15 protein-coding genes and 1 pseudogene are annotated in these 22,872 nt (G+C 73.0%); 7 read left to right on the forward strand and 9 right to left on the reverse strand.

What is annotated here, in order from left to right; all coding sequences use genetic code 11:
- Positions 1-4 precede the first annotated feature (4 nt).
- Together ACZ7MF_RS32420 and ACZ7MF_RS32425 are read left to right on the forward strand one after the other, a co-directional pair.
- Positions 5-784 carry an exodeoxyribonuclease III gene (locus ACZ7MF_RS32420; protein WP_471481823.1) on the forward strand — a complete coding sequence of 260 codons (780 nt, stop codon included), beginning with the start codon at positions 5-7 and terminating at the stop codon, positions 782-784.
- Positions 785-889: 105 nt separating this feature from the next.
- On the forward strand, positions 890-1,297 hold the full coding sequence (locus tag ACZ7MF_RS32425) for a DUF6278 family protein (RefSeq protein WP_471481824.1): 408 nt from the start codon (positions 890-892) through the stop codon (positions 1,295-1,297).
- A gap of 241 nt (positions 1,298-1,538) precedes the next feature.
- On the opposite strand, the gene ACZ7MF_RS32430 is transcribed toward ACZ7MF_RS32425, so the two are convergent.
- Positions 1,539-3,146 carry an amidase family protein gene (locus ACZ7MF_RS32430; protein WP_471481825.1) on the reverse strand — a complete coding sequence of 536 codons (1,608 nt, stop codon included), beginning with the start codon at positions 3,144-3,146 and terminating at the stop codon, positions 1,539-1,541.
- A gap of 232 nt (positions 3,147-3,378) precedes the next feature.
- On the opposite strand from ACZ7MF_RS32430, the pseudogene ACZ7MF_RS32435 reads away from it, so the two are divergent.
- Positions 3,379-4,128 (forward strand): annotated as a pseudogene (locus ACZ7MF_RS32435) (lytic polysaccharide monooxygenase).
- Between the two features lie 151 nt (positions 4,129-4,279).
- The gene (locus ACZ7MF_RS32440) at positions 4,280-5,743 is read left to right on the forward strand and encodes a class I adenylate-forming enzyme family protein (protein WP_471481826.1); all 1,464 of its coding nucleotides are present in this window, start codon (positions 4,280-4,282) and stop codon (positions 5,741-5,743) included.
- Positions 5,744-5,841: 98 nt separating this feature from the next.
- Here the strand turns inward: ACZ7MF_RS32440 and ACZ7MF_RS32445 are convergent, their stop codons facing one another.
- From ACZ7MF_RS32445 to ACZ7MF_RS32460, 4 genes are read right to left on the reverse strand one after another with little or no spacing between them, the layout of a single operon-like run.
- Positions 5,842-7,104, reverse strand: coding sequence for a cation:proton antiporter (locus ACZ7MF_RS32445; protein WP_471481827.1), 1,263 nt, complete (start codon positions 7,102-7,104; stop codon positions 5,842-5,844).
- The gene (locus tag ACZ7MF_RS32450; RefSeq protein WP_471481828.1) at positions 7,101-8,489 is read right to left on the reverse strand and encodes a cytochrome P450; all 1,389 of its coding nucleotides are present in this window, start codon (positions 8,487-8,489) and stop codon (positions 7,101-7,103) included. The genes ACZ7MF_RS32445 and ACZ7MF_RS32450 overlap by 4 nt, the downstream gene beginning before the upstream one ends.
- Complete coding sequence (locus ACZ7MF_RS32455) at positions 8,483-9,553, reverse strand: alpha-hydroxy acid oxidase (RefSeq protein WP_471481829.1); 1,071 nt, start codon at positions 9,551-9,553, stop codon at positions 8,483-8,485. Before ACZ7MF_RS32455 ends, ACZ7MF_RS32450 begins: the two co-directional genes overlap by 7 nt.
- Positions 9,550-11,133, reverse strand: a complete 1,584-nt coding sequence (locus ACZ7MF_RS32460; protein ID WP_471481830.1) for an NAD(P)-binding domain-containing protein — start codon at positions 11,131-11,133, stop codon at positions 9,550-9,552. The genes ACZ7MF_RS32455 and ACZ7MF_RS32460 overlap by 4 nt, the downstream gene beginning before the upstream one ends.
- 62 nt (positions 11,134-11,195) lie before the next feature.
- On the opposite strand from ACZ7MF_RS32460, the gene ACZ7MF_RS32465 reads away from it, so the two are divergent.
- On the forward strand, positions 11,196-12,785 hold the full coding sequence (locus ACZ7MF_RS32465) for an aromatic amino acid ammonia-lyase (protein ID WP_471481831.1): 1,590 nt from the start codon (positions 11,196-11,198) through the stop codon (positions 12,783-12,785).
- Here ACZ7MF_RS32465 and ACZ7MF_RS32470 read toward each other — a convergent pair.
- Both ACZ7MF_RS32470 and ACZ7MF_RS32475 read right to left on the reverse strand, forming a co-directional pair.
- Positions 12,766-14,052: a sensor histidine kinase gene (locus ACZ7MF_RS32470; protein WP_471481832.1), complete on the reverse strand. Its 1,287-nt coding sequence runs from the start codon at positions 14,050-14,052 to the stop codon at positions 12,766-12,768. The genes ACZ7MF_RS32465 and ACZ7MF_RS32470 overlap by 20 nt on opposite strands.
- Entirely contained in the window at positions 14,049-14,729 is a 681-nt protein-coding gene (locus ACZ7MF_RS32475) for a response regulator transcription factor (protein ID WP_471481833.1), read from the reverse strand. The genes ACZ7MF_RS32470 and ACZ7MF_RS32475 overlap by 4 nt, the downstream gene beginning before the upstream one ends.
- A gap of 214 nt (positions 14,730-14,943) precedes the next feature.
- Here ACZ7MF_RS32475 and ACZ7MF_RS32480 point away from each other — a divergent pair, with 214 nt between their 5' ends.
- On the forward strand, positions 14,944-16,749 hold the full coding sequence (locus tag ACZ7MF_RS32480; protein ID WP_471481834.1) for a glycoside hydrolase family 35 protein: 1,806 nt from the start codon (positions 14,944-14,946) through the stop codon (positions 16,747-16,749).
- A 68-nt stretch (positions 16,750-16,817) separates the two neighbouring features.
- Here ACZ7MF_RS32480 and ACZ7MF_RS32485 read toward each other — a convergent pair whose 3' ends face one another.
- The gene (locus tag ACZ7MF_RS32485; protein WP_471481835.1) at positions 16,818-20,690 is read right to left on the reverse strand and encodes an endo-alpha-N-acetylgalactosaminidase family protein; all 3,873 of its coding nucleotides are present in this window, start codon (positions 20,688-20,690) and stop codon (positions 16,818-16,820) included.
- A gap of 406 nt (positions 20,691-21,096) precedes the next feature.
- Here ACZ7MF_RS32485 and ACZ7MF_RS32490 point away from each other — a divergent pair, with 406 nt between their 5' ends.
- Positions 21,097-22,182: a LacI family DNA-binding transcriptional regulator gene (locus ACZ7MF_RS32490; RefSeq protein ID WP_471481836.1), complete on the forward strand. Its 1,086-nt coding sequence runs from the start codon at positions 21,097-21,099 to the stop codon at positions 22,180-22,182.
- A 33-nt stretch (positions 22,183-22,215) separates the two neighbouring features.
- Here ACZ7MF_RS32490 and ACZ7MF_RS32495 read toward each other — a convergent pair whose 3' ends face one another.
- The gene (locus ACZ7MF_RS32495; protein ID WP_471481837.1) at positions 22,216-22,800 is read right to left on the reverse strand and encodes a TetR/AcrR family transcriptional regulator; all 585 of its coding nucleotides are present in this window, start codon (positions 22,798-22,800) and stop codon (positions 22,216-22,218) included.
- Positions 22,801-22,872 lie beyond the last annotated feature (72 nt).

Here is a 22,872-nt window from a genome sequence, read left to right on the forward strand (position 1 = left end):
GGACATGCGCATCGCGACCTGGAACGTGAACTCGATCACCGCCCGCCTGCCGAGGCTGCTCGCCTGGCTGGAGAGCAGCGGCACCGACGTGCTGTGCCTCCAGGAGGCCAAGGTCGCCGAGGCGCAGTTCCCCTTCGACGCCCTGCGCGAGGCGGGCTACGAGGCGGCGGTCCACGCCACCGGCCGGTGGAACGGGGTGGCGGTGCTCTCCCGCGTGGGCCTGGCGGACGTGGTCAAGGGCCTGCCCGGCGACCCGGGCTACGAGGGCGTCCAGGAGCCCCGGGCGATCTCCGCCACCTGCGGCCCGGCCCGCGTCTGGTCGGTGTACGTGCCCAACGGCCGCGAGGTGGACCACCCGCACTACGCCTACAAGCTCCAGTGGTTCGAGGCCCTGCGTGCCGCCGTCGAGGGCGACGCCGCCGGCGGCCGCCCCTTCGCCGTGATGGGTGACTACAACGTCGCGCCGGAGGACGACGACGTCTACGACCGGGCGGCCTTCGAGGGCGCCACCCACGTCACCCCGGCCGAGCGCGCCGCCCTCGCCTCACTGCGCGGCGCCGGTCTGTCCGACGTGGTCCCGCGCCCGCTGAAGTACGACCACCCCTTCACGTACTGGGACTACCGCCAGCTCTGCTTCCCCAAGAACCGCGGCATGCGCATCGACCTGGTGTACGGCAACGAGCCCTTCGCCAAGGCGGTCACCGACTCCTACGTCGACCGCGAGGAGCGCAAGGGCAAGGGCGCCTCGGACCACGCGCCCGTCGTGGTGGACCTGGACCTGTAGCCGCACGCACCGCTCACCCACCGCACACGCACCGCTCACCCACCGCACACACGCCTTCCGCGTGCCCTGTGGTGCACATGGCGGTACGAATGACAGTGTGGAGGTATGAACTTCCCCTTCCTGGGCAAGCGGCGCGAAGATCACCGGGCGCACGATGCGGAGGGCATCGGCGAGCTGCTCGCCGACTGCGATCTGCTGCGCTCGCAGGCGCTGCGGGAGGGGGTCCGGCTCGACGACTCCGCGCTCTCCCTGGAACAGCTGGACCAGGTGCTCCCGCGCTGGCGCAGCGACGAGGAGATCCAGACCTGGCTCGGCAACGACGCCGGTCTGTACCTCGGCACCGTCATCGTGTGCACCGTGCCCGGCGCCGCCTGGAGCATCCGGTCCGACGGGCAGCCGGTGGTCCGGCTCGCCTCCGGCCGGGAGTTCGACGTGGTGGCGAACGGCCATGCGTGGGCGGAGGACGGTGTGCCCGAACTCTCCCAGCTGTACGGCGAGGTGGCCGAAGCGTGAGGTCTTGGCCCTGCTTCCAGCATAAATAGGGGTAATGATCGAAAGGTGCGTGTCGGACACATAAGGGATGTTTGTCCCGATACGTTGCAGTGGTCGGGAGAGGACACGAACGCACGGGGGACATGCGCAGGGTGCAGCCGGAGATCACTGCTCGCGGGCGAGGAGAAGGTCAGCTGCACACCGGCGAGCGACTTCGTCGAGCGGCCGCTCGACGACATGGCGCTCGCCGGTCCGCCCGGGCTCAGCGGGAGGTGCCGGACGGTGCCGTAGGCAGGTACCGGGGCGCCCGCCAGGCGTCCAGCCGGTGCTCCACCGCCGCACCCAGGGACAGCAGTTCGACGTCCTGGCGGTCACCGGCCATGAGGAGCAGCCCGACCGGCAGTTCACCGACGAACCCGGCGGGCACCGACAGCGAGGGGTACCCGGCCACCGCCGCGGGGGTGGAGGACGGAATCACGTCGTTGTCGCCCCGCGCGCAGTCGGTGGTCCACGCGGGCGGGTTCGCCGGGGAGGCGATGGCGTCCAGGTCGTGCGTGGCCATGACCTCGTCGATGGACCGCCGGGAAAGGTCGGTCAACTCCGCGCGCATCGCCCGGTACTCCGGATCGGTGGTGGACGGTGCGGCCAGCGCCTGCTCGAACAGCTCCTGACCGGCGAAGCAGCTCTGCTCCTGCGGGTGGGTGCGGTTGAACTCGATCAGCTCGGCCAGGTCCCGCGGCCCGCCCCGGGTGGCGAGATAGGCGTCGATGTCCCGGTGGAACTCGCTCAGCAGCGCCGGGAACTCGAGTTCGGCCAGTCGCTCCTGGTACGGCAGGCTCACCTCGACGACCTCGGCCCCCGCCGCGGTCAGCCGGTCGGCCGTACGGGTCATGAGGGCGTCCACCTCGGCGCCGAGTGACGGCAGCCGCCACAGGCCGATCCGTTTGCCGCGCAGCGTGCCGGGACGGTGGACCGCGTCCGTGAGGCTCGGAGCGTCGTCGGTGCGGACGGTGTCACGGCCGCTCAGCACCGAGAGTGTGAGCGCGGTGTCGATCACGTTGCGGGCCATGGGGCCGGCCGTGTCCTGCTCGGCGGAGATCGGTACGACGCCCGACTGGCTGACCACGCCGAGGCTGGGCTTGAGGCCGACCACGCCGTTCATCCCGGCGGGGCACACGATGGAGCCGTCCGTCTCGGTTCCTATCGCCACCTGCGCCAGCGACGCGGCGAGCGCCGCGGCCGAACCCGAGGACGATCCGCAGGGGTTGCGGTCCAGGACGTACGGGTTGTTCGTCTGCCCGCCCACCGCCGACCACCCCGACGTCGGCTTGGCCGCGCGGAAGTTGGCCCACTCGGAGAGGTTGGCCTTCCCGAGGATCACCGCGCCGGCCGCCCGCAGCTTCCCGACCAGGACCGCGTCGGTGTCCGGTGGGCTCCCGGCGAGGGCCAGCGACCCGGCGGTCGTCGGCATGTCACGGGTGTTGACATTGTCCTTGAGCAGGACGGGGATGCCGTCCAGCGGGCCACGGGCCCTGCCGAGGCGGTGTCTGACGTCGCTGGCGGCCGCCTGGCGCAGGGCCGTCGGGCTGGTGCGCAGCACCGCGTTGATCCTGGGGTCGACGGCCTTGATCCGCCGCAGGTAGGCGAGGGTCAGCCTGAGCGAGGACAGCGATCCCCGGTTCATGCGCGCCTGTAGTTCGGGGATCGTCACCGTGTCCAGATTCACTCCCTTGACCAGCGTCGACTCGGCGGATCGCGCCGAATCGCCGGGCCGGGAATCAGCGGCCTCGGCCCGTTGACCGGGCGCCGCCGCAACGAGGGGGACCACGACCAGGAGTGCGGTCAGGGCCGCCATGCTTCTCTTCTTCATGGCCGACAGCCCACTACGCGGGGCCGCCCGGCACAAGAGGCCCCCCAGCCGCGGTAGTTGTCGCACGCCGCAGGGCCGGGGATGGTGTGCGCCCCCTTGACGGCCCCCACTCCTTCGCTAAGGTCTAGACCTGCACGCGTAGGTCTAGACCTGCGGTGCGGGGTTGCCTCATCGGCAACGTCGTAAGCCGGGGCAGGCTGATCCGACGTGGACCGAAGGGAACAGTGATGTCATGCGCATGAAAAGACGAGTGGCCGCCGCCGTGGGAGCGCTGGTCGCTCCCGTGGTGGCCCTGAGTCTGCCGGCGCCCACCGCGAGCGCCCACGGCTGGGTTGTCTCGCCGGGGAGCCGACAGGACCAGTGCGCCAACCGCGTGGTGCAGTGCGGTCAGATCAAGTGGGAACCGGCGAGCGTCGAGGGCCCGAAGGGGCTGCGCAACTGCAGTGGCGGCGACGCCCGGTGGGCCGACCTGGACGACGACAGCAAGGGCTGGCGGGTCACACCGATCGGCACCACGCACACCTTCACCTGGACCATCGAGGCCCGGCACGCCACCAGCAACTGGCAGTACTTCATCGGCGACCAGAAGATCGCCCAGTTCGACGGGCACGGCGCTCTGCCTCCCGCGTCGGTCAGCCACTAGCTGGACTTCGGCGGGTTCAGCGGGCGGCAGAAGGTGCTCGCGGTCTGGAACATCGCCGACACCGCCAACGCCTTCTACGCCTGTATCGACGTCAACATCGGCGGCGGAAACGACGGTGGAGGTGACGACGGTGGTGGTGACGACGGCGGGGGAGACGACGGCGGCGGCGACCAGCCGGGCGACTGCGTCGCCGGAGCCTGGAGCGCCGGGAGCGTCTACAACGGCGGCGAGACCGTCTCCCACGACGGCCACACCTGGCGTGCCAAGTGGTGGGTGACGGGTGAGGAGCCCGGCACCACCGGCGCATGGGGAGTCTGGGAGGACCTCGGCGCCTGCTGAACCGCCGTGGCGCTCCGTCTCGGCCCCCGGGGCGGCCGGCCGGCGTACGCACCGGAAGCCGCGTGCGCCGGCCCGCATCTCAGAGTTCTCTGATACCGCGCCGTTAGCGTCCGGCCGGGTGTGCGATCAACCGGTCTCGTGAAGGAGCGCCATGACGGAGCAGTTCCCCGGTGCAGTCCTCGACCTCCTCGACGCGGCGGGCGACCGCACGGTCTTCGAGCACGGCGGCCGGGAGGTGAGCGGGCGGGACCTGCTCGGCATGACCCGGCGGGTGGCGGCCGCCCTGCGGCAGCGCGGCCTCGGGCCGGGCCGTGGCCTGGCCCTGCTGCTCGGCGTCGGTCCGGAGGCCTTCGCCGCCGTCATCGCCGCGTACACGGTCGGAGCCCGCGTCGTCGGGGTACGGCCGGGCATGACGGACCACCAGCAGGCGGCCCTCCTGCGTGACGCGGAGGTCGCCGTCACGGTCACGGACCGGCCCGGCGCACCGGGCGGAGCGGAATTCCGGCCGCCGGGTGCCGTCCTGCCGCTCGGCGAGCTGCTCGCGGCGCCGGACGACGGTCTGCGGCCCCGCGTCCCGGCACGGCCGCAGGACGTCGCCCGGCTCATCCACACCAGCGGCAGCACCGGAGTTCCCAAGGCGTGCGCCCAGACGTACGGGGCGATGACGGCGGCCTGGGCGCTGCGGCCGCAGGACTGGCCGCCGGCGGTCCGGGAGCTGGCGGGCCGGCTGGACAGGTTCCTGGTCTTCGGCACCCTGGCCAGCCAGGTGATGCTCGAGTACGGCCTGCTCGCACTCGCCGCCGGCGGCGTCCTGGTCTCCGCCGACCCGCCCGACCTCCCCGGGGCCCTCGTGCGCCACCGGGCGACCGCGAGCGTCATCACGGTCGGACGGCTGAACCGGCTGGTGACGGAGCTGCGTTCCGCGTCCGTCGACCTCGGTGGCCTGCGCGCGCTCATGGTCTCCGGCTCGCCGCTGGAACCCGGCCGGGCGCGCGCGGCCGAACAGGTGCTCGGACCGGTCGTCTTCCACGGGTACGGACAGACCGAGACCGGCATGATCTCCATGGCCACGCCCGCCGACCCGCCCGGCTCGCTCGGCGTGCCGCCCGTCGACCTGGAGGTCCGGGGCCCCTCCGGCCGCCCCGTCCCGGCCGGCACCGAGGGGGAGATCTTCGTCCGCACGCCCTCGCAGGGTGCCGGGTACTGGGGGCAGCCCGCGCTCAGCGACGAGGTGTTCGTGGACGGCTGGGTCCGCACACGGGACCTCGGGAGCCTCGACGCCCGGGGCAGGCTGTGGCTCTCGGGACGCGTCCGGGACGTGGTCATCGTGGACGCCAACGTGCACTACGCCGGTCCCATCGAGCGGCTGCTCGCCCGGCATCCGGCGGTGGCCGAGGCGTACGTCGTCGCCGTGCCCGACGATGCCACGGGGGAGGCCGTGCACGCCTTCGTCGTGCCCGCGGCCGATCGCGGACCCGCTCTCGACGACCTTCGCGCGCTGGTGGCGGCGCGGCTGGGCGAGGCCTGCGCGCCGACGCGCCTGACCCTCATCGACGAGGTGCCGCTCACCGCCGCCGGGAAGCCGGACAAGCGGCGGCTGACGCGAGGGACCTGACCGGCCGGACCGGCCCTCCCCGTTCACCAACTCCCCGTTCACCAACTCCCCGTTCACCAACTCCCCGTTCACCAACAGCCCGTTCACCGGCCCCCGCTTCACCGGCCGCCGACCGCGACGGCATCCCGCGGACGACCGGCGCGCACCCGGTCCCGCCGGTCCAGCAGGGCCAGCAGCGGCGTCGCCATGACGGTCGTCGTGATGGCGACCACCACCAGGGCGCTGAACATCGCCTGCGTCACGATCCCGGCCGCGAGCCCCAGGTTGAGGGCGACCAGCTGCATCAGCCCGCGCGCGTTCATCAGCGCCCCCACCCGCAGGGCGACCTGGTTGGGCTCGCCCGCCGCCCGCGCCGCGAGCCAGCAGGCGCCGAACTTGCCGACGACCGCGACCACCACGCACCCCGCGGTGAAGAGCAGGACCGGGCCCGAACCCAGCAGGGTGAAGTCGGTGTTCAGCCCCGAGTAGGTGAAGAACAGCGGAACGAAGACCGCGCCCACCGGCTGGAGTGTCCCGACCGTGCGGTCCAGCCGCTCCGAGCGGGGGAAGACGACACCGAGACTGAACGCGCCGAACACCGCGTACAGCCCGACGACGTCCGTGTACCAGGCGATCAGGAACAGCACGCCGACGAGGGCGAGCAGGAGCTGGTCGGCGCTCGTGCGCTCGGCGAGCAGCGCCGTACGGTCGCGCAGCCGCACGCCCACGGCCAGCACCGCGATCAGGCCGAGGCCCCCGGCGACGGCCACCGAGACCTTCCCGGCACTGCCGCCCGCGATGCCGAAGACCCCGGCGAGCAGGACCCAGGCCGCGGCGTCGTCGACCGCGCCGGCCCCGAGGGACAGGGCGCCGAACCGCGTCTTCGCCAGGTTCCGTTCGGCGATGATCCTGGCCAGCATCGGGAACGCCGTCACGGCCAGCGCGACGCCGACGAACAGACCGGACACCGTCAGCGACACGTCCGGGGCGAGCGCGCCGGTGCGTTCGCCGACGGCGGCGATGAGCACCACCCCGAGCACCATCGGCACCACCAGCCCCGCCGCCGACACCAGCCCGGCCGACCGGGCGACACCCCGGAGCCGGTCCGCGCGGAAGTCCCAGCCGACGTGGAACATGAACGCCACCAGCCCGATCTGCCCCACCACGTAGAGCACCGGCCGCAGTTCGGCGGGGAAGAGGGCCGACTCGACGCCGGGCAGCAGCGCGCCCAGGACCGACGGGCCCAGTACCACGCCCGCGAGCATCTCACCGACGACGGGCGGCTGCCCGACCGTCTGCAGCAGCCGGCCGACGACCCGGCAGACGGCGAGGATCACGACGACCGAGAGGAAGAAGGCCGGGCCCAGTTCCGTGGTGCTCATCCGTTGCTCTCCTTGTCGTGGGCGACCGGACAGCGTCCGGAGCGTGATTCCTCGAAGTACCGGCCCGCCAGGCGCAGCCGACGGGCGTGCAGCACCATGAACGTGCCGAGCACCAGTTGCCGCACCCCCCGGGTGACGTCCTCCACGGCGTCGCGCAGCCGGACGAACCGGCGCACGGTTTCCAGTCGGCGCCGCCCCGGGGCGACTTGGCGGGGGATCAGCAGACAGGGCGCGCGGTGCGGGTTGGAGCGGGTGTGCGAGGCCGTCGAGTCGAGCCGGAAGCGGTGCAGCACCTCGCGCACCGCGGCACGCAGGACGATCGGGGACACCCGCCACGCGGGGCAGGGACGGTTCGCCGCCACCCCGAACGGGATGTACCGGGCCTTCCTGACCGCGGGGTCCGACCAGCGGTCCGGATCGAACTCGTCGGGCCGGTCGTGGCCCGTGGCCTGGTAGTCGGGGTAGCTGAAGCACACCACGGACCCGGCGGGCAGCACCGTCGTGTCGTCGAGCGGCACCTCGTCCGTGGTGATGCGGTGGGCGATCCCGAACAGCGGGTACAGGCGCAGGGTCTCGTCGACGACCCGCGCGAGGTACTGGTCGTCGTCCGGGTCCTCCGACAGGCGGTGCTGCACCCGCGGGTGGCGGGCCAGGGCGAGCAGGACGTGCGCGGTCGCCTCGGACAGCTGGACGACCGCCGTGTTGAAGAACGTCCCTTGCAGATACAGCGCCTGCTCGGACGGGGAGAGGGAGGACGGCAGCCGGTGCGGCACGTCCCCGGCGGCGATCCGCTCGCGCAGGTACGCCGTCAGCCGGGCCCTTCGCCGCGGGTGCCGCAGGCCGGTGCACTTCAGGGCGGTGATCACGTCGTCGGCGTGCGCGGTGATCAGGTCCCGGGCGTGCGGCGGGCAGGGCCTGCGGAAGACCAGCTCGTAGGCGAAGGCGGCCCACGCGGGCATCAGCAGGTCGCGCAGCCGCACCAGGCTGACGCGGGTGCCGGGCAGTGTGTCCAGGACGTCCGCGACGGCCCGACCGGCCGCCTCGGCGAGTGAGGCGGAGGAGCCCGCGAGGATGCGCCGCGTCGTCGCGGCGACCTCCTCGTAGCGCTCCCCGGGCTCCAGGTGTTCCTGGTGCACCTCGGGTCCCGGCGCGAGCCAGTACCAGAACAGGTCGGACAGGCCCGCGCCCGCGCTCCGGCCGTTCGCGGCCGGATGGGCGTACACCCGCTCGAACACCTCGGGGCCGTGGACGGCGCCCGGCAGGGTCACCACCCGGTCGCCGTTCACCTTCTCGAAGACGCGCACCCGCAACGCCACCACGGTGCGCGGCAGCCACCACGAGGCGGGCCGTCGGGCGCCGCCCACCACGCCGCGTCCCGTCACCACGCCGCGTCCCCGCGGACGACCATGTCGGCACCCAGATCGGCGTTGCGGCGCCCGCCGCACAGGGCGAGCGTGTGGTCGTACTCGTCGAGCAGCGTCCGCAGCACCTCGCGGACGCCCGCCTCGCCCTCGGCGGCCAGCCCCCACAGCACCGGGCGTCCCACGCCGACGGCCGCCGCGCCCAGCGCGAGCGCGACGGCCACGTCACCGCCCCGGCGCACCCCGCCGTCCAGGAGGACCGGCACCGCACCGGCGACCGCCCGGACGACCGCGGGCAGGCAGTCGACGGACGCCGCGGCGGCGTCGCACTGGCGGCCCCCGTGGTTGGAGACGATCACGCCCGCCGCGCCGTGCTCCACGGCCAGTCGCGCGTCCGCCGGGTGGAGCACCCCCTTGACCCACACGGGCAGCGAGGTCATGCCCACCGTCTCCGCGAAGTCCCGCCAGGACGCCGCCGGATGCATCGGGATGTCGGTGAGGGTGCCCGGCGGGGCGCCGGGCAGGTCGCGCATGTTCTCCGCGGCACAGCCGGGCGGCAGGTCGTCGAACCCGTTGCGCAGGTCCCGGGTGCGCCGGCCCAGGAGCGGCGAGTCGGCGGTGACGACCAGGGCCGAACAGCCCGCCTCCTCGGCCCGCCGCACCAGTGCCTCGGTGACCTCCCGGCGCGGGTGCGGGTAGAGCAGGAACCACACCGCCGCGTACGGGTCCGCCTCCCGGGCCGCCGCGACGACGGCCGGCGCCGCCGTCGTCGCGGCGACGCCCGTCACCAGGACGGCGCCCTCGGCCGCGGCGGCCCGCGCCGTGGCCCGCTCCCCGTCCGGGTGCAGCAGCCGGTGGAACGCCGTCGGCGCGACCACCACCGGCGCCGCGCCCCGGGCGCCCGGCAGGTCCACGGCCGTCTCCCGCCGCGTGGCACCGCGCAGTACCCGGGGCAGCAGCGCGTACCGGTCGAACGCCCGCCCGTTGGCGGCCAGCGCGCGCTCCTCGCCCGCGCCGCCCGCCACGTAGTCGTAGTGGACCGGGTCGAGCGCCGCGCGCGCCGCGTCGTGCAGTTCGCGGAGGGTCACGGCGCCACCGGGGCCACCGCGTCGCGCCGGGCGGCGAGGAACGCCCGCAGCGGGGCCCGGTGGTACTCCTCGCTGTCCCACTCGTTCTCCAGGTTCGACGCCAGGTGGTGCTCGGCGACGAACGCGCCCTGCCGGTACCAGCGCACGACCGGGTGCAGATAGCGGCCGTCCAGTCCGGAGACGTCGTACTGGGACCCGCGGCCGGCACTCACGTCGAAGGGATCCACGAGGTCGTGGTCCCTGCCGTACTCCAGGGTGATCACGGCGTGCGCCTCGACGTCGCCGAAGTCCCCGGCGGCGACGGCGTCCGGCACATGGGCGACCGGGACCTCCTCGGCGTAGCGCATCGTGCCGTCCGGGGCGAGCGTGAGCAGGTCCCCGAGGACGGCGAACTGCTGCCACAGCGCCGAGGACCGGTTGACCCGGCCGATCACGGCGTCCACGGCCCGCTCCGTGGTGCCCCCCAACTCCGTCGCGGGCCACGGCTCCTGGTGGTGACGCTGCCGCAGTCCCCGGTGCAGGGCCCGCACCATGTAGCGGAAGCCGTGGATGAAACCGGTCGTGGCCTTCCGGAAGTCCCGGCCCTGCATCAGCGTCCCGGCGAAGTACAGGCCGGGCACGTTGACCGACTCGCTCAGGGGCGTCAGCTCCGGGAAGCGGCCGTCGACCATCAGGTCCGGCGTGCAGGTCTCGTCGAAGAGCGAGACGTCGCAGCGGAACCCGGTCGCCACGATCACCCGGTCGTAGCGCAGGTCCTTGACGACGTCCTCGTTGCGCTCGAAGGCGAACTGGACCCGGAAGCCGTCCGCGTCCCGCCGGATGTCCAGCACCCGGCCGTCCAGGAGGGCGTTCTGGGACTTGAGCTGGTAGCTGTCCAGGAAGTTGTTGTAGACCGCCCGCAGGTGGCCCACGTAGTGCGTCCGCCAGGCCATGCGCAGCGAGCCCGAGCCGGCCACGTGGATGACCGCCGCGTTCTCCATCAGGTTCTCGGCGGTCTCGAACGCGGAGTTGCCCCGCCCGACGATCAGCACCCGCTGGTCGGTGTAGCCCGCCGGGTCGGTGTCGATCGTGTCGTAGCGCTCGGCCAGCTCGACGCCCGGGATCGACGGCAGGTTCGGCACGGGCATGCCGGTGGCGACCACCAGGTGCCTGGCCCGCCACTCGGTCCCGGCCTGATCGGTGACGGTGAACCCCTCGGCGTCGCGGGTGACGTGCCGCACCGCGGTGTCGTACCGCACCCGAACCCCGGTCCGGTCGGCGAAGTCCGCCAGATAGCGCACCAGGTCGTCGGCGGGCGGGAAGTAGCGGGGACTGTAGCGGGTGAACACCAGCTCCGGGTCGTCGCTCAGCAGCGAGTTCCAGTCCATCCGCAGCCGCAGCTCCGGGTCGTCGTACCCGGTGTGCACCTTGTTGTTCGAGATCAGGTTGCGGTGCCGGGGGAAGCGCGTGAAGAACGCGCCCGGCACGCCGCCGCGCTCCAGGACGACGTAGTCCGCGCCGTCCCGCTCCAGGAAGGAGGCGAGTTGCAGGCCGGCGGGGCCCGCTCCGATGATGAGGTAGTCATGGCAGTCATGGCTCATGGCACGGAAGGTAGCCACGGGATTTCAGAGCGTTCTGAGATCCCCGGCCTACGTTCCCCGGTGTGCTCACACCCACGGACACACCCACGGACACCGTCCCGCTCTCCGGCCCCCTGGACCCGGCCGCCCTGCGCCGCGCGGCGCTGCCCCTCACCGTCACGGTGGACGAGGAGGCCCGCGCCCGCGTCGCACGCGGGCGCCGTCTCTTCCACGCGCTGCGGCACGGACCCGGCGGCGCGGACCGCCGGATCTACGGCGCCGACACCGGCTTCGGCGCCCTCGTCGGCTACGCCGGCCGCACCGACGACGCGGACCAGTGCGACAACACCCTGGCGCACCTCGGCGCGGGCCAGGGACCGGACCTCGCGCCCGGGATCGTCCGGGCCGCCCTGCTGCTGCGCACCCGCTCCCTCGCCCAGGGGCTCTCGGGGGTGTCGGCCGGGGTGGTCGACCGGCTCGCGGCGATGTTCGCCACCACCTTCGCACCCGCCGTCCCCCGCTACGGCTCCGTCGGCGCGAGCGGCGACCTCATCCCGCTCGCCTACGCCACCCAGGCACTGCGCGGCCGGGGCCACGCCTACCTGGACGGCGACCGGATGCCGGCCGACGACGCGCTGACCGCCGCCGGACTGCGCCCCCTCGCCCTCGACGGACGCGACGCGCTCGCCCTGGTCAACGGCACCTCCCTCACCACCGCGGCCACCGCGCTGGCCCTCGACGCCGTGCGTGCCGCGCACCGTTCGCTCACCGTGCTCACCTGCCTGCTGACCGACCTCCTCGGCTGCGACACCGGCTTCCTCGACGCCGACCTGCTGCGGGCCTACGGCCACCCCGGCACCGTCGACGTGGGCGGACGGATGCGGCGGACCTTGGCGGGCGGCACGCCCTCCGGCACCCGGCCGTTGCAGGAGCCGTACAGCATCCGCTGCGCCCCGCAGCTGCTGGGCGCCGCCGAGGACGCGCTGCGCCACGTCGACGGAGTCGTCGCCGCCGACCTCGCCGGGGTGAGCGACAACCCGCTGTTCTTTCCCGGCACGGGCGCGGGCACCGGCACGGGCACGGGCACGGGCACGGGCACGGGCACCGGCACCGGCACCGAGGACGCGGCCGTGGGGAAGGTCGTGCACGGCGGCAACTTCTTCGGGCAGCCCGCCGCCTTCGCCGCCGACCTGCTCGCCGCCGTCACCGCCCAGCTCGGCAACCTCGCCGAACGCCAGCTCGACCTCCTGGTGGACCCGGCCCGCAACGGCGGGCTGCCGCCGATGCTCGCCACCGAACCCGGGGCGCAGCACGGGTTGCAGGGCGTGCAGCTGGCCACCACCGCGTTCGTGGCGGAGATCCGCCGCGCCGCGACCCCGGCCGGCATGCAGAGCCTGCCGACGAACCTGCACAACCAGGACGTCGTCCCGTTCGGCACGCAGGCGGCCCTGCGCGCCCACGACACGGCCGAGCTGCTCGGCCTGCTGTGCGGGTCGCTCGCCCTGGGCCTGCGCCAGGCCGCCCACGTCGGAGCCCGCCGCCCCACCGCACCCCGGTGCGGGGAACTCCTGGACGCCCTTGCCGACGCGATCCCCCCGGTCGACCCGGACCGCCCGCTGGACTCGGACGTGCGTGCCGCCGCCCGCCTGCTGGTCAGGTACGCCCGGCCTTGACCCGGCGTGGTAGGAGGCGGGGCGCCCGGCCCCGGAGCGGCGGGACGGAGACGGCCGGGGGACCGCCCAGGGGGAGCCGGATGGTGAACAGGGCGCCGTGCCCGGGGCGTCCGGTCGCGGCGACCGTACCGCCGTGGTGGGTGACGACCTCCCGCAGCAGCGCGAGCCCCAGCCCGTAGCGGCCGGTGGAACCGCCCCGGTGGAACCGCTCGAAGAGCCGTTCCGCCTCGGCGGGGTCGAAGCCCTTCCCGGTGTTCGCGACGGTCAGCGTGACCGTCCCGCGCACCCGTGCCAGGGCGACCTCGATGCGCCCGCCCGGCGGGGTGTGGCCGACGGCGTTGGACAGCAGCTCCCCGACGGCCCGGCGCAGCGCCGACTCGACCCCGTCGACGGACAAGGGGTGCGGCGGAGGGTCCAGGACGACCGTGAGACGGCCCTCCCGCACCCGGTCCGCCTCCTCCGCGACCACCGCACGGACCAGCGCCACCAGGTCGACCGGCCGGTGCTCCGACGGCCGCGCCGGGCCCGCCGCGAGGCTCGCGGACAACAGCAGGTCGTCCAGCACCTCGCCCAGCCGGCCGGCCGAACCGACCAGCCGCGTCAGCCCCTCGCGGTGCCGGGCGGGCAGGTCCTGCGCCGCCGCCTGCCGTGCCAGCAGCTGCGCCCGCGTGAACACCTGGGTGACCGGGGTGCGCAGCTCGTGGCTGGCGTCCGTGACGAACCGGCGCTGCCGGGTGAGCGCCTCGGCCAGCGGGGACACGGCGAGCCGCCCCAGGACCACCCCGGTGACCGCCGCGGCCAGCAGACCCACCAGCTCGGCGACGCCCAGCGCGAACCACAGGTGCCGGCGGTCGGCCAGCTGGAACCGCAGGTCGAACACCGCCTGCACGACCTTCCCGTCCGCCCTGACCTGCGTACGCACCAGATACCGGGTGTCGTCGCGTCGCACCGTGCGCTCCACCGCCTCGCGGGTCCGGCGGACCCGCCGCATGTCGGTCCGAACGGGGAAGCCCGCCGGGGCGTTGGCCAACGGCGTCGCGCCGCGCGCGAACAGCCAGGTGCACACCGGCGGACTGGACAGGTCGCCGCGCTCCGCGCCGTAGCGCAGCTCCCGCCACACCTGGTCGCTCTGCGCCCGCGTCATGACGGTGTCGGCGACCCCGCCGACGACGGTGACCAGCAGGGTGATGATCGCTCCGGTCAGTACGGCGATGCGCAGCCGGGCCCGGCGGACGGCCGCCCGCTCCCCGGACGCCGAGGCGCTCACAACGACCCCAGGCGGTAGCCCAGTCCGTGCACCGTGCGCACCACCTGCCGGCCGAGCTTGCGGCGCAGGTAGTAGACATAGGTGTCGACGATGGAGGGGGCGGGTGCCTCCTCGAACACCAGCCGGCGCAGCTCCGCGCGGGTGTGGACGGCTTCGGGGTGCGAGGCGAGCACCCACAGCAGGGCGAACTCCCGCGCGGCGAGCGCGATCCGCTCGCCGTCCGCGGCCTCCACCTCGCGCCGCCCGACGTGCAGACGTCCCGAACCGATTCGCAGGACGTCACCGCCCTCCAGGGAACGCCGGCACAGCGCCCGCAGTCTGGCTCCCAGTTCGTCCAGCTCGAACGGTTTCACCAGGTAGTCGTCGGCGCCGGCGTCCAGGCCGTCGACCCGGTCGTGCACGGTGCCCATCGCGGTCAGCATCAGCGCCGGGGTGCGGACCGCGCGGGTGCGCAGCCGGCCCAGCAGGTCGAGACCGTCAAGGACCGGCAGCCGCCGGTCGACGACGAACACGTCGTAGCGCCGGGTGAGGCCCAGATGCAGGCCCCGTTGGCCGTCGGTCGCCACATCGACCGCGTAGCCCTCGTCCCGCAGTACGTCGGAAAGCATGACGACCAGTTCCCGGTCGTCCTCGATCAGCAGCAGCCGCCACGGATTCCGCGCGAGCTCCCGTGTCATGTCCACTCCTCTTCAGCCCCGCAACGGCCTCAACGCCCTTGTGTTGTAAGGAAGTTCCCGATCGGGAGGCCGAGGCGCAGGAGATCGAGAGTGCACCGCGGGGGTCCTGATAGCGATGCCAGAGTCCTCCCGGCCGCCCTCGATGCCGCCTTGCTGGTCGCGTCAGAGAGAGGATTGGCATCGATAACATCATCTGCCATAGTCACAGCTATCGATGGTCAAGGAGGAAACCGTGCAGCGATCCACCCTCACCTACGCCGACGGCACCCTTCTGCGGAACGGGCGACCGCACCGCCTCCTGGCGGGCTCGCTGCACTACTTCCGGGTCCACCCCGGGCACTGGGCCGACCGGCTCCGGCGGCTGGCCGCCCTCGGCCTGAACGCGGTCGACACCTACGTCCCCTGGAACTTCCACGAGCGCACCGCGGGCGACATCCGCTTCGACGGCCCGCGCGACCTGGCCCGGTTCATCCGGCTCGCCCAGGAAGAGGGGCTGGACGTCGTCGTGCGGCCGGGTCCCTACATCTGCGCCGAGTGGGACAACGGCGGTCTGCCCGCCTGGCTGACCGGCACTCCCGGCATGCGGCTGCGCACGTCCCACGGCCCCTACCTCGAAGCGGTCGACCGCTGGTTCGACGCGCTCGTCCCGCGCATCGCGGAACTCCAGGCCGGCCGGGGCGGACCCGTCGTGGCCGTGCAGATCGAGAACGAGTACGGCAGCTACGGCGACGACCGGCCCTACGTCCGCCACCTCCGCGACGCCCTCGTCGCCCGCGGCATCACCGAACTGCTCTACACCGCGGACGGACCGACCCCGCTGATGCAGGACGGCGGCGCCCTGCCCGGCCAACTGGCCGCGGCGACCTTCGGCTCACGCCCCGACCGGGCCGCGGCGCTGCTCCGCTCCCGCCGGCCCGGGGAGCCCTTCTTCTGCGCCGAGTTCTGGAACGGCTGGTTCGACCACTGGGGCGACAAACACCACGTCCGGCCGGCCCGGAGCGCCGCCGAGGACCTCGGCGGCATCCTCGACGAGGGCGGCTCCGTGAGCCTCTACATGGCGCACGGCGGCACCAACTTCGGACTGTGGGCGGGCGCCAACCACGAGGGCGGCACCATCCGGCCGACCGTCACCAGCTACGACTCGGACGCCCCCATCGCCGAGAACGGCGCCCTGACCCCGAAGTTCTTCGCCCTGCGGGACGGACTGACCGCGCTCGACGACGCCGCGGCCCGGCGTCCGCTGCCCGCCGACCCACCGCTGCTGGCCCCTCGCGACCTGCCGGTCACCCGGCACGCGGCCCTGCTCGACGCGCTGCGCTCGGTGTCCGAACCGGTGTCCGCACCGGTGCCGCTGAGCTTCGAGGAACTGTCCCTGGCCTCCGGCCTGGTGCTCTACGAGGCCGAGCCGCTGCTGCCGCCGGGGGACCACGAGGTGACCGTCACGGGGCTGCACGACCGCGCCCAGGTCTTCGTCGACGGCGCACCCGTCGCCGTACTGGACCGCGAGAGCGCCTCGTTCACCGTCACCGGCACCGGAGTACAAGTCCGGCTGGCGCTGCTGGTGGAGAACCAGGGACGGATCAACTACGGTCCGCTGCTCGGCCAGGGGAAGGGCATCCTCGGCGGGGTACGGGTGGAGCGCCGGCTGGTGCACGGCTGGACGATGCGTCCGCTGCCGCTCGACACGTGGACACCGCGGGACACGGCACGCGCCGCGGCCGCCGCCCCCTCGGACGGCCGCGCCGGGTTCGCCACCGCCGTCCTGTCCGTGGCCGAGCCCGCGGACACCTTCGTCGCCCTGCCCGGGTTCGGCAAGGGCTTCCTCTGGGTCAACGACACCCTGCTGGGCCGCTACTGGGAGATAGGCCCCCAGACCACGCTCTACCTGCCCGGTCCGCTCCTGCGCCCCGGCGACAACACCCTGACCGTGCTCGAACTCGAACGCCTCGGTGACCGCCTCACCCTGCACGAGGGCCCCGACCTCGGACCGTCGGAGGAGTACGTCGAGACCTTCGACTGACGCCCTGGGCCAACGGCCGCCGGGTGCGGCCCGCCCCCCGGGAGGGACGAGCCGCACCCGGCGGTGTCTCAGCGGGCGTCGGCGGGGCGTTCGCCCGGCGGGTAGCCCGTGGGAAGGTCCACGGGCACGCCGTACACGCGCATCTCCGCGGCGGCCGCGTAGGGCTGCCCGTTGAGCGCGTTGAGCGCGGTGAAGCGCACGTAGGAGGCGCGGACCCGGTCGAAGGAGACGCGCTGGGTCTGCGGCACGTCCTTCAGGGTGCCGGCGGCCACCCTCGTCCACTCCTCGCCGTCGTCCGACACGGCGACCTCGTAGTCGGCGACGCGTCCGTTGCGGCCCCCGCTCTGCCGGCCCAGGTACCCGAACCCGTCGACGTCGGCGGCGCCGCCGAGCTTCAGCGTCACCCAGTGCGGATACGGCGCCTGGGAGGCGGTGTAGTCGGTGTGCCAGATGGTGCCGGCGTCGCCGTCGAGGACGTTGGACACCGGCCCCTCGGCGGCCCCCGACGAGCCGTTCTCCGAGTCGGCGGTCGCGGTCGTCGAACCCGGGGAGAGGACCGGCTCGTCGGTCACCGCGGCGCGGGCCTCGGACGAGACGGTCTTGGTCGTTCCGGCGTGGGCGTAGGCGGCCGATACCCGCCACGTGGCGGAGGTGCCGGCCGGGCCGGCCGGCGGGGTGAGGAGCCAGGTGGTGCGCACGGTCGCGCCCGGCTGCACGCTCTCGAAGAGGTTGCCGTCCTTCTCCTTCACCTCGGCCTTCCAGCCCTCGGGCAGCCCCTGGAGGGCGATGCCCACGTTGCCGGCGTCGGCGGACTCGTGGTTGGTGAACGTCGTGACGTACTCACCGGGGACTCCGGGGCTCAGTTCGGCGCCGGAGGGTGCCGTGACACCGGCGCAGGCGGGCCCGGACTCCGCCTCGCCGAGGTCGGTCACCGTGAAGTCGTCGAGGACGAGATCGGTGCCCCGGGCGCTGCCCAGCTTGCGCAGCCCGACCCAGGTGTCCCCGCAGCCGGCGACGAACTCACGGGAGTAGGCCGCCGTGTCCAGGGCGGGTGCCAGGACGTCCCGGGTGATGTCCCGCGAGGTCGTCGTCCCGTCGGCGACCCGGTCGGCGCCGGTGACCCAGGCCCACTGGCCCTCGATGTTGGTCTGGTAGGAGAAAGACACCCGGTACTTGTGGCCCTCCTGGAAGGGCACGGTGGCGGGGGTCGTGCGGTGGACCAGCCCGGTGTTCTCGGCGTGGGACTTCAGCGAGTGCCGGCCGGCGAGCACGTCGTCGACGGCCCTGCCCTTCAACGCGCCGGTGTCGTAGGGCGAGTAGGTGTTCTTCCACTCCTTCTGGCTGTAGGGCGCGTGCAGGTCGCTGATGCTGGTGCGGGGGTCGGTGACGCCACCGGCGTCGCCCTTGACGAACGGTCCCCAGCCGGGCTGGTTCCCCTCGAAGTCTTCGTGGGCGACGACCGTGCCGTCCTGGGAGCGGGGGAGCGGGGCGGTGGTGTCCGCCATGACGCGTACGTCGTCCAGGACGACCGGGGTGCCACCGGCGACGGCCCCGAGTTCCACGGTGACCGTGCCGTCCCGCGGCGCGGTGAAGGAGACCGAGGCCCGCTGGGAGTAGGTGTCCCGCTTCTCGTCGGACGCCATCGAGTTCCGCGCCGGTGTGATGTCGAAGGTCCTGGCCTCGCTGTCCTTGCCGCCGCGTACCCGCAGCGTCGTCTCCCGGCGCTCGCCGGGGCCGATCTCGACGTCCGCGCCGAGCGTGTACCGCTCGCCCGGGGTGAGGCCGCGGACCCGCTGCGCGATGCCCGAGGCGTCGTCGCCCAGGCGGACCACGTTGTCCCCGTTGCCGGTCCGGACGATTCCGGCGCCGCCGCGTGCGTTCCAGTCGTCGAGGTCGCCGCCGTTGAAGCCGGGGTCGGACAGCCCGGTGAACTCGCCGTAGTGGGCGTCGCGGTGCGGTGCCTTGCCGCCGTTCGGCACGAGAACGTAGGGCTGCCCCTTCTCGGCGGTGAGGGCCACCCGCCCGTCGTGGGCCGTCACCCGGGCCTTCTCCGCCCGGCCCTGGTCGGTGAGTTCGTAGAGGGTGAAGTCCTCGTTGCCCGCGAACTGGTCGGTCAGTTCGAAGGTGTGCTCGCCGCCGGAGGCGCTGTAGAAGTACATCTTGTCGGCGTCGCGGGGCGACGAGGTGCCGCCACCCTTCCCGGCGTTCTGCCAGGGCAGCAGGTAGGTGTCGCCCCTGAGGACTTCGGTGCCGTCCATGGAGATCCGCCGCTCGCCGTCGACGGACTTCACACGGACGCCGCCGGTGAGCCTCGCGGAGCTGCCGCGGTCCCAGTCCAGCACCTGGAAGTGCTGGAGGAACTTGGTCGGCAGGTTGTCGGTCCAGATGTTGCGGTAGAAGGCGTTCCAGTCGTCCTGGCCGGTCCAGCCCTCGAACTCGACGACACTGGCGCCGCCGAGCAGCGGGTCGACGTTCCACACGTCACGGTCGGAGTTGGCGATGAACCGGACGATGTCGGAGTTGATGCCCTTGTTGGTGGCGCCGCCGTAGTTCTTGTCGGCCGCCCAGTGCGACCACACCGAGGTGCCCTCGAACTTGTACGCCCACTCGGTGGCGACCTCGAAGCCCATCTCGCGCAGTCCGGCGGCCAGACCGTCGGCCAGCCAGCCGCTGGAGTAGTAGGCGTCGATGTAGACGGTCCTGATGCCCGGTGCCTCCTTGCGGAGCTGCTTGAACCGGTCGAGGACGGCACCTGTGCCCAGATCCTTGCGCTGGTCGATGTGGTAGGCCTGATTGAGCCAGTCCCAGCCGTCGGCCTGGCCCTTGACCATGTCCTCGCTGAAGGTCTTGGCCTGGGCGTAGGCCTCCGTGGCGTTGACGTGGACGGCGAAGTCCGCGTTGTAGGCGGCTCCCGTCCGGGTGAGGCGGTTCAGGTCCTTCCAGCCGCCCGCGCGGACGTTCTCGTTGCCGCCGTAGTCGGGGTGGGCGGAGTCGTGGCCCTCGCTCGCGTAGCCCTTCTCCAGCACCCACTGCCCGAGGTCGTCGGTGGCCATGGAGATGCGCTTGGTGTCGTCCAGCGTCTTCAGGAACGGGTTGGTGGCCTGGCTCGCGAAGTTGAACGGGATGCGCTGGACCACGCGTTCGGGCACCCGCTCCGCGCCGAGCGGGCGGCGCATGTGCTCCCGGTGGGCGATGGCGCCGTCCTGCCAGTCGACCGTGCCGTCCCGGTTGGCGTCGGCGGCGAGGACCACCGTCGCCCGGGGCAGTTCATAGGTGTCGACCCGCGGATCGGTGGCGCCCTCGGGGTGGTAGGTGTACGTGCCGGCCGACAGCTCCGCCCGGCGCCGCCCTTCCCCCTCGTCGACGATGCGGGACTTGAGGCGGGTGTTCCAGTTGGTGTTGTCGTCCTGGGGCGAGTCCTCGGTCGCGTTGGTGATGACGCCCGCCGACAGCTGCGCGTTGCCGACGAACGCGTACGGGGTGCCGACGGGTTCCTTGTCCGGGGCGGTGTCGCCGGTGACGGGGATGAAGCGGTCGGCGGTTGTCGTCGAGTCCGTGGAGATCTTCGTCCGGGCGAGGTTGGCGCCCGGCTCTGCGGAGTCGACGGAGACCAGGGACTGACCGGGGATCGCGAGGGTGCGCACGCTCGACGCGGCCTCGCCCGAGATCTTCTCGACGGCGAAGACGACCGTCGTCTCCTTGGTGACCGTGATGCTGGAGGTGATCGTGAGACCGGGCAGGTCCTCGAACGTGGAGGTGTAGACCGCCCTGCTGCCCTTCGCCTTCATGGTGGTGGTGGCGCGGTGGCTCTCGCCGTTGACGGTGAAGCTGTCCAGGGCCGTCGCCTGCCCGTCGAGACCGCGCCGCCCCAGCCGGTAGGAGATCACCTGGGGGAACTCCTCCGCCACGGTGACGGTCAGCCCGCCCCGGCTCAGTTCCACCGGTGTCGGTGTCCCCGCGGGCGCCGGAGCCGCGGCGTGGCGGGGCGGGGCCGCGCCCGCGGGCAGGGCGGCGGCCGACAGCAGGCCGGCGGTGAGGCCCAGCGCCGTGACGAGGGCCCCGTGCCGCCGGACCCGTCCGCGTCCGGTTGGGGGAGGTGATGAGGCTGTCGAGGTGCCCACTCTGACCGATCGGTTCGGTGTGATCGCTGCCATCTCGTTGCCGCTCGCCTTTCTCCGCGCCGACAGAGGCGTCTTCAGAGAAACTTGATCCACGCGAGGTCCGCGTTGGCGGGAACTATGGCAGAGGATGTTATCGATGCCAATGGGTCGCGTCTGGCTAGACTCCGAGGCGGGACCATTACCTGCGACGGCGGCCGGAGCCGCTGTTCCCATGGAGAGGCGAGCGATGTCATCGGAAACGCCGGCAGCCGACGGGGCGCCCGTGAGCAGGCGGACGGCCGACGACGGTGCCGCCCGGCAGCCCGGCATGGCCGACGTGGCCCGGCTCGCCGGGGTCTCCGCCCAGACGGTCTCCCGTACGCTGGCCGGCCATCCCAACGTCCAGCACACCACCCGCGCCAAGGTGCTCGCCGCGGTCGAGGAGCTGGGCTACCGCAAGAACAACGCGGCGCGGATGCTGTCCTCGGGGCGCAGCCGGACGATCGGCGTCGTGACGCTGCGGACCACCTTCTACTCCCGCGCGAACCTCCTCTTCGGCATCGAGGCCGCGGCGCGCGAGGCCGGGTACGCGGTCAGCACCGCCGCCACGGCGTCCCTGGACACCGCGGCGATCGAGAGCGCGCTGTCCCGGCTGGCGGAGCAGGACGTCGAGGGGGTCATCCTCTCGGTGCCGCTGGTGCACGTCAGCCCGAGGATCGAGCGGCTCACCCGCTCGGTGCCGACCGTCACCGTCGACGGGTCGAGGACCCCGGCCACCGAGATCGTCGCCGTCGACCAGACCCTGGCGGCAAGGCTCGCGACCCGGCACCTGATCGAGCTGGGCCACCAGGTCGTCTGGCACGTGTCGGGGCCCCAGGAATGGCTCGACGCGGCCAGTCGCTGCGCCGGCTGGCGCGACACCCTCGAGGAGGCGGGACTGTCCGTGCCACCGGTGCTGGAGGGGGACTGGACACCCGCCTCCGGATACCGCAACGGCCTGGTCCTGGGCAAGATCCCGGACGTGACCGCGGTGTTCGTGGCCAGCGACGAGATGGCCTTCGGCGTGATCCGGGCCCTGCACGAACTCGGCCGCAGGGTGCCCGAGGACATCTCCGTCGTCGGGGTCGACGACATCGCGCTCGCCGAGTACTGCTCGCCCTCACTTACCACGGTGGCCCAGCCGTTCGCCGAGATGGGTGCCCTCGCCGTCGCCCACCTGCTGCGGCACATCGCGGATCCGGACGCGACTCCCGAGCCCGCCTCCGTCGAGCCCGTGCTGGTCGTGCGCGCCAGTACGGCGGCGGTCGACGGCCCGGCGGCATGCCGGTCCTGACCGGCCACCGGTGCGCCGCCCGGGAGACGTCGCTCAGGACTCACCGCGGGCGTCGCGGGCCTGAGTCCCGGCGAGGAGAACGAGTGCGGCGAGGAAATCCTCGAAGGCCCGGTCGGCTCTCGGCACATCACCCGTGGTCTCGATGTCCATGATGAGGCCGCGCACGACCGCCAGTACGAGCGTCGCGAGTTCGGGACGGCCCATGCTGCGCATGCCTTCCTCGAACGGCTGCAGCCAGTCCGTGGTGGACTCGCGGCGAAAGCCCGGCCACAACTGCTGCTCGGCATCCTCGCGGAGCCTGCCGAACATGGTGAGGTACGGCAGGCCGGCCGGGCCGGTCATGACCCGCCAAGCCCGTCGCAGCGTGCTCGGATAGGGCTCGTCGGGCCGGGGAGCGACCAGTTGGCCGAAGAAGTCGCGCTGACGTCGCCGTGCCCGTCTCAGGGTCTCCCGCAGCAACGCGTCCCGGGTCCCGAAGTGGTAGATGAGCATCCGGGCCGACGTGCCGGAGGCGGCCGCGAACGGCTCAAGGCGGCTGGGAAGGCCGTGCACGAGCGCGTGGTCGACGCAGGCGTCCAGGATTCGGTCGCGGATCTCGGGCTGCTTGTGTCGACCCATCGCCGCACTTTTTCACGTAACTGAAGCTACGTCTACCGTTGATCGTGGAGCTTGGCGCCCGGATTCGAGGAG

The organism is Streptomyces sp. NPDC111628 (genome assembly GCF_055635195.1).

What these genes read in the sequence shown, in the direction of transcription:
- ACZ7MF_RS32420 (WP_471481823.1), top strand. Translation starts at nt 5, where the DNA reads ATGCGCATCGCGACCTGGAACGTGAACTCGATCACCGCCCGCCTGCCG.
- ACZ7MF_RS32425 (WP_471481824.1), top strand. Translation starts at nt 890, where the DNA reads ATGAACTTCCCCTTCCTGGGCAAGCGGCGCGAAGATCACCGGGCGCAC.
- ACZ7MF_RS32430 (WP_471481825.1), bottom strand. Translation starts at nt 3,146, where the DNA reads ATGAAGAAGAGAAGCATGGCGGCCCTGACCGCACTCCTGGTCGTGGTC.
- ACZ7MF_RS32440 (WP_471481826.1), top strand. Translation starts at nt 4,280, where the DNA reads ATGACGGAGCAGTTCCCCGGTGCAGTCCTCGACCTCCTCGACGCGGCG.
- ACZ7MF_RS32445 (WP_471481827.1), bottom strand. Translation starts at nt 7,104, where the DNA reads ATGAGCACCACGGAACTGGGCCCGGCCTTCTTCCTCTCGGTCGTCGTG.
- ACZ7MF_RS32460 (WP_471481830.1), bottom strand. Translation starts at nt 11,133, where the DNA reads ATGAGCCATGACTGCCATGACTACCTCATCATCGGAGCGGGCCCCGCC.
- ACZ7MF_RS32475 (WP_471481833.1), bottom strand. Translation starts at nt 14,729, where the DNA reads ATGACACGGGAGCTCGCGCGGAATCCGTGGCGGCTGCTGCTGATCGAG.
- ACZ7MF_RS32480 (WP_471481834.1), top strand. Translation starts at nt 14,944, where the DNA reads ATGGTCAAGGAGGAAACCGTGCAGCGATCCACCCTCACCTACGCCGAC.
- ACZ7MF_RS32490 (WP_471481836.1), top strand. Translation starts at nt 21,097, where the DNA reads ATGTCATCGGAAACGCCGGCAGCCGACGGGGCGCCCGTGAGCAGGCGG.
- ACZ7MF_RS32495 (WP_471481837.1), bottom strand. Translation starts at nt 22,800, where the DNA reads ATGGGTCGACACAAGCAGCCCGAGATCCGCGACCGAATCCTGGACGCC.